Here is a 14,470-nt window from a genome sequence, read left to right on the forward strand (position 1 = left end):
CCCGTACAACCCCCAGACGAACGAACGTAGGGGCAGAATAGTACCTAAAGAAACGGGGTGGTAGGGAGCTACTGTCGTGGGTCGGTGCTGTTCTCCGACACCGCTCAACGGCACGGTGACGTCACCAAAGAACAGGCGTTCTTTGTATACTGGTACGCGCAACAGACAGCGACCCTCGACGACGACCTCGGGTGACGGGTCGGTCACACCTCACTGCCGTCGACGGCGTCAGGATAGCCCCACGATACGAGGCGAGAGACCGACCGACCACGAGTACGTTCGGTACCGCGACTGCGGCGTCGAGACACTGACCGCCAGACAGACGAACACGCGCCCGAACTACACGTCCGGCACGTCACGACGTTCACCGCCGCCGACGGTGACGGTGGGTGTGCTCACTTCGAGTGTCGCCCGAACCACTCTGCGAGCCCGGCGCTCGTGGTCATCTCGACGACACCGAAGGCGACCGCCGGGAGCGACGCGGTCGTCGGGAGCCCGGCCGCGATCACGAGCGCCGCCGCGACGGCGAAGTCGCGCATCCCGACCGACAACACCGTGGCGATCCGTGTCGACCGAGAGCCCGCCCGCCCGAGTAGGGATCCGACGGCGTAGCCGAGTCCGTTCAGAGTGACGGCGGCGGCACCCACGGGAACGAGCGACGAGACGTTCGAACGGACCAACTCGGCGTTCGCGGCGGTTACGCCGCCGATCACGAGGATCACCGTCAGCGCCGAGACCGCGGGGTAGTACGTGTCGTACCGACCGACTCGCTCGGGCTGCCAGGCCCGTGCGCCGACGGCGACGGTCATCGGCACGACGACGGCCAGGGTCAATTGCTCGACGATCGGCAGCGTGGGAACGTCGACCCCGCCGGCGAGAAGGGTGACGGCGCCCGGGACGAACCCGACGCTGCCGACGCCGACGACGACCAGCGCGCTCGTCGACAGCGCCGTGTCGCCGCCCCCGAGTTCCGTCATCACCGGCGTCACGAGCTCCGGTGTCACCGCGCCGAGGACGACGAACCCGACCGTCAGCTCCGGCGACAGCCCGAACCCCCGCGCGACGCCGACGGCGAGAAACGGCATCGTGACGTGACCGGCGAGAACGAGCCCGAGGCTCCGGGCGTCGATCTCGCGGAACTGCTCGACGGAGAGCGTCAGCGAGACGCTGCCGATCATCACCGCGAGTAGGAGCGTCGAGACGCGCGTCACGACCGACAGCCGCGGGACAGCCAGTCCCAGCCCGGCCGAGAGGAGAACCCAGATCGACAGGTAGTCCTCGATCAGGTCGGTGGGTCTCACTGCACACCTCGTGCTGTCGGGTCCGGACGCTCGGTGGCGAGGGTGTTTCGCCGTGCAGTAGCGTCTGTACACCACGGGGAGTCCGTGTAAATCGAACGAGAGACTCTCCCACGGTCGGAGGTACCACCACAGTGCCGAGTGCAGTCGGGGAGAGCAGATCCCTGGCTGTCCTCGGAGGCGACTTCTGGGTAGTTCTTGTTGACAGTAGAGGGCCCGAGAACGGGGACGGTCCCTGGCGGGAGGGCCGACGCCAGTACCGTCCCGTGGCGGTTCACGAGACACCTGGCTCCCTGCCGTGTCATCGGCTCGATGTCCGTCGCCGGCGTGTATCAGTCCTGGGATAGGCCCCGCCGGTCGTCACACCAGACGGAGGCTCCGGGGTGTCCGCAGAACGGTTTCGCTAGTCTCACAGCAGCACTGCACGGACCCAGTCGGGGGACGCCCCGAGCAGGCGACGCGCCGGTGGGTGAACAGACGAAGACGACCGTCACACCCCGGAACGACGGTTGATTCTCGGTCGACGTGACGGACACCGGCGCGGACGCGCCCCCTGTCGGTGCAGCCGGTCGGGAGTCAGCCGTCGGAACTCGTCCCCGGTCAGACGGTCACGCTGCGGGTGACCGTCGAGCCGTCGGCGGCTAGACGGCGTCGTATTGCCCCCTCCCGAGGAAACACTCTCCACACGACAGGGGTCTCTCTGGTCTCTGGCCTCGAACCGACCGCGTCGGATTCGGTCGGTCACCCTTGGCCTTAGATGGTGGCTCTCGCCGTGTGTGGCTGTCAGGTGGTTCGTGTCACCTTGTCGCCCCTCCCTCGACAACAACGCCGTGATCCGACTGCTTCGACTGGTCTCGCCACGCCACTGTCCGACGGACGAACCCGCCGGAGAAGACCACCGTCCGTTCACCGTTCACCGTCTCCTTCACCTGTACGTCCTCGCCGCCCAGTTCGTCGAGGTACTCGATCACCCTGCCGACCGTCTCCGTGTAGGCTCGTCCCTCGCCGTCGTTCAGTGCCGTCAGAACCGTTCGGAGTTCGCTCAACGCGACCGTGTAGCCTGCCGACACCGAGCGTCCGTAGTCGATCACGTCGGCTGCCACGTCTCTGGCTCGCTCGACGTTGGCTGTCAGCCCACGCTCGGCGACCGGCTCGGGAAGAGTCACACAGTCCACGAGTGCCGTATTCGGTTCCTGCATCGTGGTTTCGGACCCGTCGGGGGTCCCCGAACTCCGTCTCGTCGACCTCGACCGTCGAGTGACTGTCTCCAGCCACCGAGTCGGTGACACCTCCCCGCGCGACCTGCGGCCGGTCGGAGTCGGCGTAGACGGTGAACCGAGTGCGGTCGTCGATTCGGCCGACCACCCCGACGGAGGTCTCGAACACCGCGTCTACGTCTGCCGCCACCGTGACGACGGGTCCGAGAGTGGGATCCGACTCCGGGCACGGGAGGTCGGCGAGCCGCGACCGTCGCCAGGTCGCCCCCGGCGTCCCGGCTTCAGGCTGCCGGGCTGTACGTCTCCGAGAGGAGATTGAGGACGGCGACGCCGGCGAGGATCAGCCCGAACCCGACGAGTGCGGCCGGGTCGACGGACTCCTCGAACACGACGACCCCGACGGCGGCGGCACCGACGATCCCGACCGCCGACCACGTCGCGTACACGAGCCCGACGGGAAGCTCCTGGAGCGTCAGGCTCAGGAAGTAGAACGAACAGAGGTAGCCGACGACGACGACCGCGGTCGGAACCGGGTTCGAGAACCCGTCTGCGAGCTTCAACGACGCCGTGCCGGCGATCTCGCTGACGATAGCGACGCCCAAGTAGAGATACTCGCGCACACCGACGTTGTCTGCCGGTCCCTGTTCAATTGCCCGGCCGTGTCCGCCGACAGAGACCCGACGCCTCGGTCGTCGCCGGCCACTCTGCCGGCCTCCTCCCGAAGACGACGCTCGTGGAGTGGACCACAGCAGAGTGGAGCTACACGCTCGCGCCGCCGTCAGTCAGTCACCGCCGGCCCAGTTCCCCCTCGAGGCGCCCGCGGCGGTCGGTCGCACAGTCACCGGACTCGGAACTGTCGCCACCGGACTGGACCCCGCCGTCGAAGACGACGACACGACCAGTGGGGTCGAACTGAGCCGACCGAGCCCGTGGTGTCGCCTCGCCGGGGTCACCCCTCGGCGGACTCTCGGGACAGCGACCGCGACCCGTCGCAGCGGTTCACAGTAGTCGCCAGTGATTTCAGCGTGGCTGCTAGGCTACAGCTATGTCCCCGAGACCAGCAGCAATCGTCCTCGTCGGTGTCGTCGTGCTCCTCGCCGGCTGTGGCGGGGCGGGCGGCGGCCCCACTCCCTCGACGGCCGTCTCGCCGACGGCGACCGACGCCGGGAGCGACACCCGGGCGACACCGACGGACACGGCGACCGCGACGGCGACCGAGCGAGCGACCCCGACAGACACACCGACGGCGACGCCCACTCCGACGGCGACGCCCACTCCGACGGCGACACCGAATCCAGCCGCACAGAACCCCTGGGACGCCGCGACGGTGGCGGTAGCCGTCGAGACGAGTGACTCCGTCGAGGCGCCTGCCCGGCACCGGCGACTCCTCAGCGAGACGCTCCGGTGGACCGACGCCAACAGCTCGGCGTGGGCCGAGTTCCCGGTCGAGTTCGTCGTCGTCGACGAACAGTACCGTGCCGACGTGGTGTTCGAGGTTCGGCCGACGATACGAGAGTGCGGCGACGAGACGACCGACGCCTCGTTCGGCTACTGCACTCCCGCGTACGACGCCGACACGACTGAACCGGCGACGGAGACGGTCCAGGTCGCCTCCCGGTACGCGACGCCACAGGTTCGGAACAACTACCGCGAGGTGATCGCACACCTCGCGGGCGTCGACTTCGGAGCGACCGACCGTCTCGCCGGCGTTCGGACGTTCGAGCAGTCGGTGTACCGTGACCCGTGGCCGGCGACCGACCGCGTGGTCGTCGGCGTCGACAACGACGTGCGGCCCGCGCGGAACGTCACGGGGCTCGTCCGAGACGCCGTCGACTACTGGGAGTCCGGCTCGGGTGCGCCACACCGCAACTACACGGTGGAGTTCGCCGTCCGCCCGGACGCCGCCGACCCGGACGTCACCGTCGAAGTGGTGGAAGACATCCTCGAGTGTGGGACGGAGCCCAGCGCCTACACGGTCGGGTGTGCGCCAGTGTTGAATCGCCACCGGCTGGCGGCAGACGACGCGACGATTCGGATCGTCGCCGGCTACACGGACGCCTCGACACGCGAGACCCTGCGTCACGAGTTCGGCCACCTCCACGGTCGGCTCCACGGTCGGGCGCCGATGCCGACGATGGACGCGACGAGCGAACAGGTGCGTCTCCCGCAGCCGAACGCGACGGAGCGACGGAACGCGTGGGCGTTCTCGAACCTGGACGTGTACGTCGCCAGGTCGAACCTCACCAGTCTGGAGCGTGACGACTTCCAGCGGGAAGTGCTCGCTGCGCTCGAGTGGGTCGCCGACGGAGCCGGCGGCGCGATCCGGGCCGACCTCGACTTCGAGATCGTCGACGACCGTTCGGACGCGGATATCGTGATCGAGCAGTCGGACGACGACCTCGGCGACTCCGCGTCGACGAGCGACTGGTTCGGCGACGACGTCGACGCCGACGAGTCGTTGGAACGGCTCGGCTCTCAACGGATCGTGATCGCCGACGGAGTCGACACGAGAGATGTCGGCTACCACGTCGCCTACTGGCTCGTACGCCCGTTCTTCGAAGACCCCGCCGACCATCCGGAGCCGATCGACCTCGAAGACGACGACCGCGAGGACTTCCCGGAGTAGGAGTCGGCCGCCTCTCGGAGCGCTCTGTGTCGACGAACCTGCTCGCCGCCCACGACGGTGCGACAGACGCGACCGACGTAGCCGACGCAACAGACGCGACAGACGCAACAGACGCGACCGAAGCGACCGACGCGACAGACGCAACAGACGCGACCGACGCGACAGAGCGACCGAAGCGACCGACACGACCTCTCGGCGGTACGTCGTCGGGTCGGTCGACCACAGCAGACGGGACGCCTCCGGGGGCGAGCGACTCGACGGCGTCGCCGTGGGAGTTTGGCACCCTCGTCTCGCCTCCGAGCGAACGGCGTCGAGAGGTAGCTGCCCTCGGAGACGGCCTCCACTACGAATTCAGAGCCGCCAGTATTTTCTTTCTACATACTGAAACCGAATTGGGGTCAGAAATGAGAGAGAATAACACGACAGGCAGGCGAACAGTTCTCGGAACGATCGGGGCGATGGCGTTCGGGCTGGGGACAGTCGGGACGGCGACGGCGTCGCCGGACACGGTGTCGGTCGGCGACGCGCGGGCGGCGGCGGCGGCGACGGTACGCCGGGCCGCAGAGCGCGAGCAGTTCGCGGCCTGGGAAGGTGCGGGTCTCGGGCAGCCGACGACGTTCCACGCCCGGAACGCGGCCCGGGGGCCGGCGGCAGTCCCGGCGGTGTACGTGTTCCCCGTGCAGGAGGGTGGCCGTGATCTCGGGTACGTCACGGCCGGCGCGCGACCGGAGTGGGCGGACGTGATCGAGTACAGCACCGCGACGCCGCCACAGCGGCGCGTCGCGGCGACTCGTGCCCACGCCCGGCGTCACGGCGCACGCCCGACCGACCGACTGCTCTACCACGGCGGCGTGAAGTACGGCGTCGAGCTCGCAGACGGGCGCGGGGTCAACGTCAGAAACGGCCGCGCAGCACCACTGACCGAGATCGATCCCTCGCGGGTGGCCGCCCAGCCGACGGGGGTGACCACTGCCGACACTACCACCGACGTCACAGCCGACAGCCACTACTACGACTGGCTCTGGGAGGTCCCGGCCTGGACGGAGAGCGACACCGACGACCCCTGGGACGACTGGGACGGCTGTGTCCCGATCGCGGCGTCGATGGCTCTCGCGTACCACGAGGACGTCGGCGAGAGCGTGAAGGAGGTGTACATCGACGACCTCCACGAGGACATGAACACCAACGACGCCGGGTCGACGTTCCCGACGGACATCGACAACGGGATCAACGAGTTCGACACCGGAGACGACTCCTACAACGGCCGAAACATCTACCTCTGGAGTCACCCGAACTTCACGAAACAGGAGATCGGTGCCGGTCGCCCGTTCCTGCTCAACATGACCAGCGGTGACCAGGCGGACGACCGGAACCAGAACTACGGCAACCACACCGTCACCGTCGTCGGCTACGACGAAGGCGGCGACGAGCTGATCCTCCACGACACCTGGGACGACACGACACACCACTTCGACTGGGGGAGTTGGCTGGCCGCCTCCTACACGAAGATCACCGTCGAGTGACCACTTCGGGGACGTGTCGTCCGGTGCCGTCGCGGCCTGCGACCGTGCCGTTATGGCTTGCGGCTGTGTCGTCACGGCCTGCGACCGTGCCGTCACTCTCGTCGGTGTTCAGTGCTCACTCCCATCCAAGCGCGCGCCGGCAGTGACTCCACGATCCGCCAGTGCGTCGACCAACGCCGTCTCGGTCACGGGTCGTGCGTCAAGACCGACCTCGCGGGCGACCCGGACGGCGGCGGGCGGGTGGAGGTTCGCCCGCGCGAGGAGGTCGTCGTCGTAGAACACCTCGCGTGGCGTCCCGGTGCCGATCACGTCGCCGTCGTGCATCACGACGACCCGGTCGGCGATTTCCGCGGCGAACGCCAGGTCGTGTGTCGAGACGACGACGCTCCGGCCCTCGCGGTGGACCCGTTCGATCCGGTCGGCGACGAGCCGCGATCGCTCAGGGTCGAGTCCGGCCAGGGGTTCGTCCAAGACGACCACACTCGGGTCCAGGGCGAGCACGCCCGCGAGTCCGACGAGTCGTTTTTCGCCGCCGCTGAGGTAGTGGGGGACACGCTCGACCAGATCCGCGCCGTCGACGGCCGCGAGCGCCTCCCGACCACGCTCTCGGGCCGTCTCCGGGCTCGCCCCGTAGTTCTGCGGCCCGAACGCCACGTCGTCGATCACCGTCGGCGCGACGAGCTGTGTGTCACCGTCTTGGAACACGAACCCCACCTCGCGGCGGGCCACCTCGCGGTTGCTGTCGTCAATCTCTACCCCGCCGACGACGAGCCGACCGTCGTCGGGGACGAGCGTGGCGTTCAGATGCTCCAACAGCGTCGACTTCCCGGCACCGTTGCCGCCCACCAGCGCCACCACCTCCGACTGCCCGAGCGTGAAGGTCACGTCGTGGATACCGACCGTGCCGTCCGGGTACGTGTGCTCGTGACACCGGAGGTCGATCAGTGGGGTACCGCCGGCGTCTACGCGACCGTCGCCGTCTCGGGTGCCGTCGCCGATGTCGTCGAACTCCCCGACTGCGTCGCTCACGGCACCACCCCGTACACGGCGAGGGCGTACGCGACGACGGTCGCGTAGACGACGGCGACCGCCACGAGTTCGCGGGCGGGCGGTCGCCCGGCGTCACCCGAGGGCGTGACCGTCCCGTCGTAGCCTCTGGCCTCCATCGACACGACGAGTCGCTCCGAGCGTTCGACGGCCGTGAGCATCGTCGTCCCGAGCAGCCGGGCGTACAGCCGACGGTTCGACCAGAACTCCGAGAGGCTGGCACCACGCGACAGCGCCGCCTTCAGCAGATCCTCCAGCGTCTCGATCATCACGAACGTGAACCGGTAGGTCAACAACGCGATCTGGTCCACGGGCCGGGGGAGCAGTCGCCCGAGCACGGCCGCGACGTGGGCGTACCGCGTCGTCGCCACCGCCGCGAGCGTGAACGTAACGACCGTCAGCGACCGGAACGCCAACTCCGCGAACAGCGTCAGTCCGGTCCAGGTCACTGAGAGGTCGCCGACGGGTGTCGAGAGGCTGCCACCGACGGCCGTCCCGGGTTCGAGGAACGCCAGCGGCCCGGCGACGGAGACGACGAACAACGCCGGCAGCGTGTACCACCCCGCGAGCCGGCGGTACGCCAGCCCGGCGACGCCGTAGACGGCGAGCGTCGCGGCGTAGCTGCCCGCGAGCACGGCGAGACTGTCGGCGACAGTGACTGTCACCACGAACGCACCCGTGAGTGCGACTTTCGTCCACGGATTGACCCGGTGGAACGGGCTGTCGCGGTGCTGTGCGAACGCGGTGACGAGCCGCGGGTCCGGGACGTGGTTCGACAGTGTCGTCATCGGCGTGTGGAGGGGTCGCGGTCGTCCGTGGCAGCCGCGCCCGACGACCGACTGTAACGGTCGGCGTACAGATACAGCCCGACGCCGACGACGGCGAGGAGGGCGACGAGCGCGAAGAACTCCATCACGACACCACCCTTCCGGATTGGCCCGGCGATCACGACGCCGCGGCCGAAGTCGACGAGCGCGCCGCTGCTGTCCTTCACTCCCCGCTGGAGGGCTTTCGCGGAGCGTTTCGCCCACGGGAGCGCCCCGCCGGTGGCAGTGAACCCCCACAGCCCGGCCGCGAGGAACGCGCCGAACAACGCCGCGAGTCCGCCGTACTGCTTCCAGCGGTCCATCAAGCCGTCACCCCCGTGTTGTCGTCTGCGGCGCTACTCTCGCGTCCGATCAGGTCTGGTCGAACGGACGCCAGGAACTGGACGACGAACCCCGTGAGCAGCCCCTCGATCACGGCGACGCCGAGGTTGAGCCCGACGAGCCCCGCGACTGCGACCGCGAGATCGGCCCGCGGGAGCGCGCTACCGTTGACACCACTGACGACGATGATCCCGCCCATCGCCAGCGCACCCGTCGCCAGCCCAACTGTCGCCGCCGCCGTGCTCGCGGGGAACGTGTCCCAGTCCAGCCGGACGAGTCCCCGGAAGGCGTAGTACGCGACGATCGCCTCGCTGGCGTTGACCAGCGTGTTCGCACCCAACAGCCCGACTGCGCCGTGTCCCAGCGCTGCCGAGAACACGTTCACGACGAGCGCGATCAACGCCCCCAGCAACGGCCCGGCGAGAATCCCGACGAGTCCAGTGAGATTCATGTGAATCCCACCCCACACCGGGATGTTCAGTTGGAACACCGCGAAACTCGCTGCCGCGCCGATGCCCGCGAGCGCGATCTGGCGCGTCTCGATACCGCCCTTCCTGGTCCGGTAGACGATCCCGGCGACGAGCGCGACGCCCAACGCCGTCCACAGCGCCAGCGCCCACAACGGGAACGACCCTTCTCCGAGGTGGATGTGTGCCATCTCTGTTGCTAACTCAGTTGCTGTTTCTAATAAGCTTGACGGTAAGCGGGGAAAGCAGATGACAATAGTTGGCAGGTGGTCGAACACGGGCCGAATACGGGGTGAACACAGACCGAGCGCAGTTCGAGCGGAGAAGTCGTCTCGGGACGCTTTTGCGCCTTCCGAGGCGTCGGTCCCGAAAAACGACTGTCTGGGCCGTTACTCAGAGTTGCCAACAGTGATGTTACCTTACCACTAAGACTATTAATCCTGGCTACAGATTTAGCATATGCCCATCGTCAGCACCGCGATGTCGGAAGCGCTCCGGGACGCGCTCGACGAGTTCGTCGCCGCCCACGGCTACAGCGGTCGCAGCGAGATGATCCGGGAGGCGTGCCGGTCGTTGTTGTCGGAGTACGAGACGTTCGACGAGGGGGACGGACGGACGGTCGCCACCGTGACGGCGACGTTCGCGTACGACACACCCGCGATCGAGCGTCGGATGATGGACCTCAGACACGAGTTCGACGCCGCCGTCCGGTCGTGCACCCACGACTGTCTCGACGAGACCAGCGGCTGTGTGGAGACGTTCGTACTGGAGACGACCCCCGAGCGACTGTCGACGTTCGTCGGGACCGTCCGCGGCGTCGACGAGTCCGTCTCCGTCGCGTACACGACGCTCCCGGTCGGTGACGACCAGACGGCCGACACCGCGAGTGACAAGGATCGAGAGACGAGCGAGCGCACAGCTTACGGTCCAGAACGGCGGGGCTGAGACGACTCGACCGTCGGCTGGGGTTGAGAACTGTCTCGCTCCTCACGGTGTGACGACGAGAGGTGTCCCGTCCGGCCGTTGTTCTGGCAGCCGGCCGACTGCGGCCGTCAGTGACTCTCGTGGACGTGCTCGCGCAGCGCGTCCGTGTCCTCGAACGACTCGTCACACTCCGCGCACGTGTCGTGGTGGAGCGCGACGTGCTGAGTCACGCCGGCGGCACTCTGGAACTGTGCATCGCAACTGGAGCAGGCGTACGACATTGCATTGCTAACTGACGAACGATAGCATAAAAAGTGTTGTTAAAAAGCAGGTGGCCGAGACTGCTACAGGCTATTAACACCGGCGTCGCGGTCACTAACTGCTCCGTGTCGGCCGTGGTCTCCTGGGTCGTCTCTCCGGACAGCCCCGTCGGTGTGACGGCGACAGTTCTCGGCCGCCGGCGACTGTCACCACCCCCCCGGTCACTCCAGTCGCGCCCGGGCATCGGCGACCGTCTCCAGTCGCGTCGTCGCGTCACAGTCGTCGAGAACGTCCGTCAGTGTCGACAGCGCGAGCGGTCGAAACGCCAGGAGCTCCACGCCGACGTTGACGCGCTGGGCGGCGGCGTCGACGAACGGGTACGTCTCCAGGTCGTTGTTGTGGTGGTGGCCGTGGATCACCCACCCGTCCCAACTGTCGACGATGTCGCTCGGTCGGTGGGCACACCGGAAGTCGTAGCCGTCGTGTGAGAGCCGACAGCTCTCGACGACCGGCACCGGTGCCTGGCCGTCCGAGAGCCCCACGTCGTGGTTCCCGCGGACGAGCAGGTCGACACCCAGCGTCTCCAGTCGCTCGACCGTCTCCGTGCCGTCCTGCATGTCCATCGCAACGTCACCGAGGTGGATCACCCGATCACCCGGGTCGACGACCTCGAAGTGCCGTCGCACGAGGGCGGTGTCCATCGCGCCGACCGTGTCGAACGGCCGATCACAGTAGCCGATGATGTTCGCGTGTCCCAGGTGGTGGTCGGAGACGACGTATCGTGCCACGGCGGCACCACACCGACGACGGTGTTGAACGCTCCGCTGCAGTGTGGGTCGTTGTCACACCGCGTGGCGCTGCCGAGTGTCGCGGTGGACCGACAGACAGACACGCGGGGACTGTTCGCCGTCGTCGACGTGCCGGTCGTCACTGAGCGTGATCTGGAACGTCTCACTGGGGTGACACTGGGTCTGACTGCGGGACCCCTCAGGGGTGTTTCTAGCCGACGATGGGTGACAGTAAAGATGAGGTACAGCAGATCATAGTTGGTGGTGTTTCGTCACAGGTACTGGCTCGCCGACAGTCGAAGACCCGAGTCGGGACCGTTACGTCACAGATGAGCTCGGTCCCGCAACCGGGCTATTCGTTGTTCGTGATGTACAGGTCTACGAACTGCTCCCAGTTGGCTAACAGATAATCTCGCATCCGCAAGAACGAGTACCCGTCGTCAAGCCGGATCTTATCATCTTCGTCGCTGTCAGACGACAGATACTCCTTGTCGAGGTGTGGTCCCTCGTGCCGAGTATCCATCCGTACGACCTGATTGTTGTCGTCGATAGGTGACTCTGCCTTCTGGACGACCACCCAGCCGTAGTTTTCGGCATTCTCGGCAGGCGTGTAGTCGTCATAGTCGTCTGGGTCTGGTTCAACGAACGATGTCAGAAAGTAGTTGTCTCCTCGATACTCCCCAAGGTCGATAGTTGTGTATCGGTTCATTTGTTGTCGCCTCCTTCGAAACTCAGTTGGATTTGTGAAATCATTGTAAATCACTCTGGAGTTGCTCGTCGCACGCGCAGAGATGGCGTCTCGGTCGCTCTACGACTCGTGCGTCAGGAAAACCACCACTCGGACTACTCTTGTCTGACGGTGTCCTAGGAGCAGCGCTTCACTGTACAATAGGTGATACACGAAATTAAAACTTTTCCACAATGAGATTTCCATATTAATTGACAATAATCTTGCCCACCGATGCTACCAGAACACTCTTAACTGTTGCAGCATTAACAACGGTTGAGAGTGGCCAGAATGTCGAACTTCGAATCCCCAACAGAGTCGGTGCCAGATCCGACCACTTTCGACCCGGACGACGCCGACACAGACGCCCGACTAGAACGTCGCGCCGTGGTCTCACAGGCGCTCGCCGAGCACGGCCTGACGGACACACTCGTCGTCTCGCGTGAGCGCGCCGAGGATCTGTTTCACGACCGCAGGCTCGCAATCGTCGACCACCTCGCCGAAGCCGAGCCGCGCTCCGTCCGTGCGCTCGCAGACGAACTGGATCTCGACAAGGCGGTCGTCAGCCGCGATCTCCAGCGACTCGCCCGTATCGACGTTGTGGAGTACGTCGAGCAGGGCCGGGCGAAAGCGCCGCGGCTCAAACACGAGCACGTCGTCGTCGAGCCGGTGGTCTGATCGCGTCGTCGGGTACAGAGAGTCGTCAAGCGGAGGCTCACCCACAGAGCTAATAGCCAGACACTTTATGATCCGAACGCAAGAGGGAACGATGATCGATGAGTGACCTAGGAGAAGCGGTCGACCCCGACAGTCTCGGGGGGCCGGAGTTTCTTGCTTACTCTGTCCTCTCCGTGCACAGGGAGGAGGGTCACGGTGAGCTGTCGCGGACGGGCTACCACAAGCTGACGACGATTGCGGACCTCAAGCTCCGGTCGGACCACGGACTCGACATCGGGCTCCAGTCACACTGGTACTTCTACGGGCTCACGGTGGTCGAGGACGCCTTCCGCGAGCAGATCGCGTTCACGCCGAACGCGAACTACCACAGCGGGCAGGCGTACTACCCGGCCGACCGAGTCTCCGAGACGGATTTTGCACACCTCGATCCGGAGTTACGCCGGACAGTTCGGTCAGTCGTTCAGCAGATCGTCGAGAGACACGGTGACAAAGACTGGCGCGAGTTAGAACGGTACCAGTACAGAGCGTACGCTCCGTCGGAGTTCGTCGAGCGGTACGCGATGCTACGAGGAGTCTTGTACGAGAGACGGAAGCGTGGAGCCCGACAGGCGTCGCTCGGACGGTTCGACCACAGCACGCCCGACGCCGTCGTCCAAGGGCTCGACCGGATGTTGGAGGCGTTTCCCGAGGATCGCTACGAACTGCTTGCCGACGAGTACCTCCTCTGGGACGACACCTTTCGACTGCTCGCAGACAACGGTGCCCCAGCCGAAGAACTCGAAGCCTTTCACGAACGGATGGTCGAAGCCGTCTCTCGGGTGTACCTCCGGTTCGAGGTCAGGAACAACGTTCCGACGGAGCAGCTTCACGAGTGGGCAGTCGAGGCGCGCCGCGAGATCGAGCAGTTCCGTGCCCAGGTCGAAACCGTGCGATCCCGTGCCCTGTCGACGCACGAACCCGAGGTCGGGCTCTCGACTGTGGCCGAAAGCTACAACGCGACGATCCACGAGGAGATCGAGAATCTCGACTGATGACGGTCGACGCCTTCCTGGATAAGGGAGTGATCCTGGGCTACTGTTTCCTGGTCGATCCGGCCGCCAAAGAGTGCCGACGGTACGTCTCCGCTGAGGGAAAACAACTGTACGCGACCGAGCACGTAGAGCGCGTGTTCCAGCGGAAGCGCGACGAGATTCTGGAACGGCAGCGCAACGGGGTACTCTCGCACTGTCGTGAGCTACGAACCGACTACAGCGGCACCCTGTCTGAAGAAGACGTTTCGGAGCTCCGTTCGGGAGTCGATCGGTACGAGAACGACGCTTGGCGATATCTCGAAGACTACTACGAGGGAAAGGTAGGCGAGTCGGTCACGGACGTGGACCGAGAGCTTCGCGGACTCGCCCGTGGACTGGAGAAGCTGGCGGAAGAACGGCGAGAGGAGCTGTACGAGCGACTGATCGACTGGATTCGGTTCCGGGACTACTCAGGAGACGAGTACGACCTCCACGACGAACTCTCTGGGCTGAAGGCCGAGGATCGGACAGACGACTTCCGAGTCGTCCTCGACGCACACGATGTCGGCGTCGAGTGCGACGGGGTCACGGAACTGGCGACGAACAATCCGACGGAGTTCGCCGACGACGCCTACGGCGAGCAGATCCTGACACACACGGAGATCGACCGGATCGAACTGTTGTTCGAGTCTCGCAGTCGGTGACGAGCCGTCGGACGGCGTAATCGAAGTTACCTTCAGCCCCGCCTCCGAACGC

At 66.1% G+C, this 14,470-nt stretch carries 16 protein-coding genes; 6 read left to right on the forward strand and 10 right to left on the reverse strand.

The window, feature by feature from the left end; genetic code table 11:
• Window positions 1-395 precede the first annotated feature (395 nt).
• The 3 genes from RYH79_RS17220 to RYH79_RS17230 form a co-directional block, all read right to left on the reverse strand.
• Entirely contained in the window at window positions 396-1,301 is a 906-nt protein-coding gene (locus RYH79_RS17220; protein ID WP_370901628.1) for a bile acid:sodium symporter family protein, read from the reverse strand.
• A 794-nt stretch (window positions 1,302-2,095) separates the two neighbouring features.
• Entirely contained in the window at window positions 2,096-2,464 is a 369-nt protein-coding gene (locus RYH79_RS17225) for a hypothetical protein (RefSeq protein ID WP_370901630.1), read from the reverse strand.
• Window positions 2,465-2,796: 332 nt separating this feature from the next.
• Window positions 2,797-3,135, reverse strand: coding sequence for a DMT family transporter (locus RYH79_RS17230; protein ID WP_370901632.1), 339 nt, complete (start codon window positions 3,133-3,135; stop codon window positions 2,797-2,799).
• A 425-nt stretch (window positions 3,136-3,560) separates the two neighbouring features.
• On the opposite strand from RYH79_RS17230, the gene RYH79_RS17235 reads away from it, so the two are divergent.
• Together RYH79_RS17235 and RYH79_RS17240 are read left to right on the forward strand one after the other, a co-directional pair.
• On the forward strand, window positions 3,561-5,141 hold the full coding sequence (locus RYH79_RS17235; protein ID WP_370901634.1) for a hypothetical protein: 1,581 nt from the start codon (window positions 3,561-3,563) through the stop codon (window positions 5,139-5,141).
• 458 nt (window positions 5,142-5,599) lie between these two features.
• Window positions 5,600-6,664, forward strand: a complete 1,065-nt coding sequence (locus RYH79_RS17240) for a C39 family peptidase (protein ID WP_370901636.1) — start codon at window positions 5,600-5,602, stop codon at window positions 6,662-6,664.
• Between the two features lie 108 nt (window positions 6,665-6,772).
• On the opposite strand, the gene RYH79_RS17245 is transcribed toward RYH79_RS17240, so the two are convergent.
• The 4 genes from RYH79_RS17245 to RYH79_RS17260 all read right to left on the reverse strand — a co-directional run bounded on the left by RYH79_RS17245 (window position 6,773) and on the right by RYH79_RS17260 (window position 9,517).
• A complete protein-coding gene (locus RYH79_RS17245) occupies window positions 6,773-7,558 on the reverse strand; it encodes an energy-coupling factor ABC transporter ATP-binding protein (RefSeq protein WP_370901804.1) in 786 nt (261 codons plus the stop codon).
• Window positions 7,559-7,689: 131 nt separating this feature from the next.
• Window positions 7,690-8,499: an energy-coupling factor transporter transmembrane component T family protein gene (locus tag RYH79_RS17250; RefSeq protein ID WP_370901638.1), complete on the reverse strand. Its 810-nt coding sequence runs from the start codon at window positions 8,497-8,499 to the stop codon at window positions 7,690-7,692.
• The gene (locus RYH79_RS17255; protein ID WP_370901640.1) at window positions 8,496-8,840 is read right to left on the reverse strand and encodes a cobalamin transport operon protein; all 345 of its coding nucleotides are present in this window, start codon (window positions 8,838-8,840) and stop codon (window positions 8,496-8,498) included. Before RYH79_RS17255 ends, RYH79_RS17250 begins: the two co-directional genes overlap by 4 nt.
• Window positions 8,840-9,517: an energy-coupling factor ABC transporter permease gene (locus RYH79_RS17260; RefSeq protein ID WP_370901642.1), complete on the reverse strand. Its 678-nt coding sequence runs from the start codon at window positions 9,515-9,517 to the stop codon at window positions 8,840-8,842. Before RYH79_RS17260 ends, RYH79_RS17255 begins: the two co-directional genes overlap by 1 nt.
• 268 nt (window positions 9,518-9,785) lie before the next feature.
• Here RYH79_RS17260 and RYH79_RS17265 point away from each other — a divergent pair, with 268 nt between their 5' ends.
• Window positions 9,786-10,271 carry a CopG family ribbon-helix-helix protein gene (locus tag RYH79_RS17265; protein WP_370901644.1) on the forward strand — a complete coding sequence of 162 codons (486 nt, stop codon included), beginning with the start codon at window positions 9,786-9,788 and terminating at the stop codon, window positions 10,269-10,271.
• A gap of 107 nt (window positions 10,272-10,378) precedes the next feature.
• On the opposite strand, the gene RYH79_RS17270 is transcribed toward RYH79_RS17265, so the two are convergent.
• The 3 genes from RYH79_RS17270 to RYH79_RS17280 all read right to left on the reverse strand — a co-directional run bounded on the left by RYH79_RS17270 (window position 10,379) and on the right by RYH79_RS17280 (window position 12,008).
• A complete protein-coding gene (locus RYH79_RS17270) occupies window positions 10,379-10,531 on the reverse strand; it encodes a C2H2-type zinc finger protein (protein WP_370901646.1) in 153 nt (50 codons plus the stop codon).
• 201 nt (window positions 10,532-10,732) lie between these two features.
• Window positions 10,733-11,299, reverse strand: a complete 567-nt coding sequence (locus RYH79_RS17275; RefSeq protein WP_370901648.1) for a metallophosphoesterase family protein — start codon at window positions 11,297-11,299, stop codon at window positions 10,733-10,735.
• 352 nt (window positions 11,300-11,651) lie between these two features.
• Window positions 11,652-12,008: a DUF7718 family protein gene (locus RYH79_RS17280; protein ID WP_370901650.1), complete on the reverse strand. Its 357-nt coding sequence runs from the start codon at window positions 12,006-12,008 to the stop codon at window positions 11,652-11,654.
• Window positions 12,009-12,347: 339 nt separating this feature from the next.
• Between RYH79_RS17280 and RYH79_RS17285 the strand changes: the two genes are divergently transcribed.
• From RYH79_RS17285 to RYH79_RS17295, 3 genes are all read left to right on the forward strand, one after another.
• The gene (locus tag RYH79_RS17285; RefSeq protein WP_370901652.1) at window positions 12,348-12,704 is read left to right on the forward strand and encodes an HVO_A0114 family putative DNA-binding protein; all 357 of its coding nucleotides are present in this window, start codon (window positions 12,348-12,350) and stop codon (window positions 12,702-12,704) included.
• 98 nt (window positions 12,705-12,802) lie between these two features.
• Window positions 12,803-13,735 carry a hypothetical protein gene (locus RYH79_RS17290; protein WP_370901653.1) on the forward strand — a complete coding sequence of 311 codons (933 nt, stop codon included), beginning with the start codon at window positions 12,803-12,805 and terminating at the stop codon, window positions 13,733-13,735.
• The gene (locus RYH79_RS17295) at window positions 13,735-14,418 is read left to right on the forward strand and encodes a hypothetical protein (RefSeq protein ID WP_370901654.1); all 684 of its coding nucleotides are present in this window, start codon (window positions 13,735-13,737) and stop codon (window positions 14,416-14,418) included. Before RYH79_RS17290 ends, RYH79_RS17295 begins: the two co-directional genes overlap by 1 nt.
• Window positions 14,419-14,470 lie beyond the last annotated feature (52 nt).

It is taken from the genome of Halobaculum sp. MBLA0143 (assembly GCF_041361465.1).
GTDB lineage: Archaea > Halobacteriota > Halobacteria > Halobacteriales > Haloferacaceae > JAHENP01.

Coding starts and splice junctions, on each gene's coding strand:
- RYH79_RS17265 (WP_370901644.1), top strand. CDS start 9,786: ATGCCCATCGTCAGCACCGCGATGTCGGAAGCGCTCCGGGACGCGCTC.
- RYH79_RS17235 (WP_370901634.1), top strand. CDS start 3,561: ATGTCCCCGAGACCAGCAGCAATCGTCCTCGTCGGTGTCGTCGTGCTC.
- RYH79_RS17290 (WP_370901653.1), top strand. CDS start 12,803: ATGAGTGACCTAGGAGAAGCGGTCGACCCCGACAGTCTCGGGGGGCCG.
- RYH79_RS17240 (WP_370901636.1), top strand. CDS start 5,600: ATGGCGTTCGGGCTGGGGACAGTCGGGACGGCGACGGCGTCGCCGGAC.
- RYH79_RS17270 (WP_370901646.1), bottom strand. CDS start 10,531: ATGTCGTACGCCTGCTCCAGTTGCGATGCACAGTTCCAGAGTGCCGCC.
- RYH79_RS17295 (WP_370901654.1), top strand. CDS start 13,735: ATGACGGTCGACGCCTTCCTGGATAAGGGAGTGATCCTGGGCTACTGT.
- RYH79_RS17260 (WP_370901642.1), bottom strand. CDS start 9,517: ATGGCACACATCCACCTCGGAGAAGGGTCGTTCCCGTTGTGGGCGCTG.
- RYH79_RS17250 (WP_370901638.1), bottom strand. CDS start 8,499: ATGACGACACTGTCGAACCACGTCCCGGACCCGCGGCTCGTCACCGCG.
- RYH79_RS17255 (WP_370901640.1), bottom strand. CDS start 8,840: ATGGACCGCTGGAAGCAGTACGGCGGACTCGCGGCGTTGTTCGGCGCG.
- RYH79_RS17280 (WP_370901650.1), bottom strand. CDS start 12,008: ATGAACCGATACACAACTATCGACCTTGGGGAGTATCGAGGAGACAAC.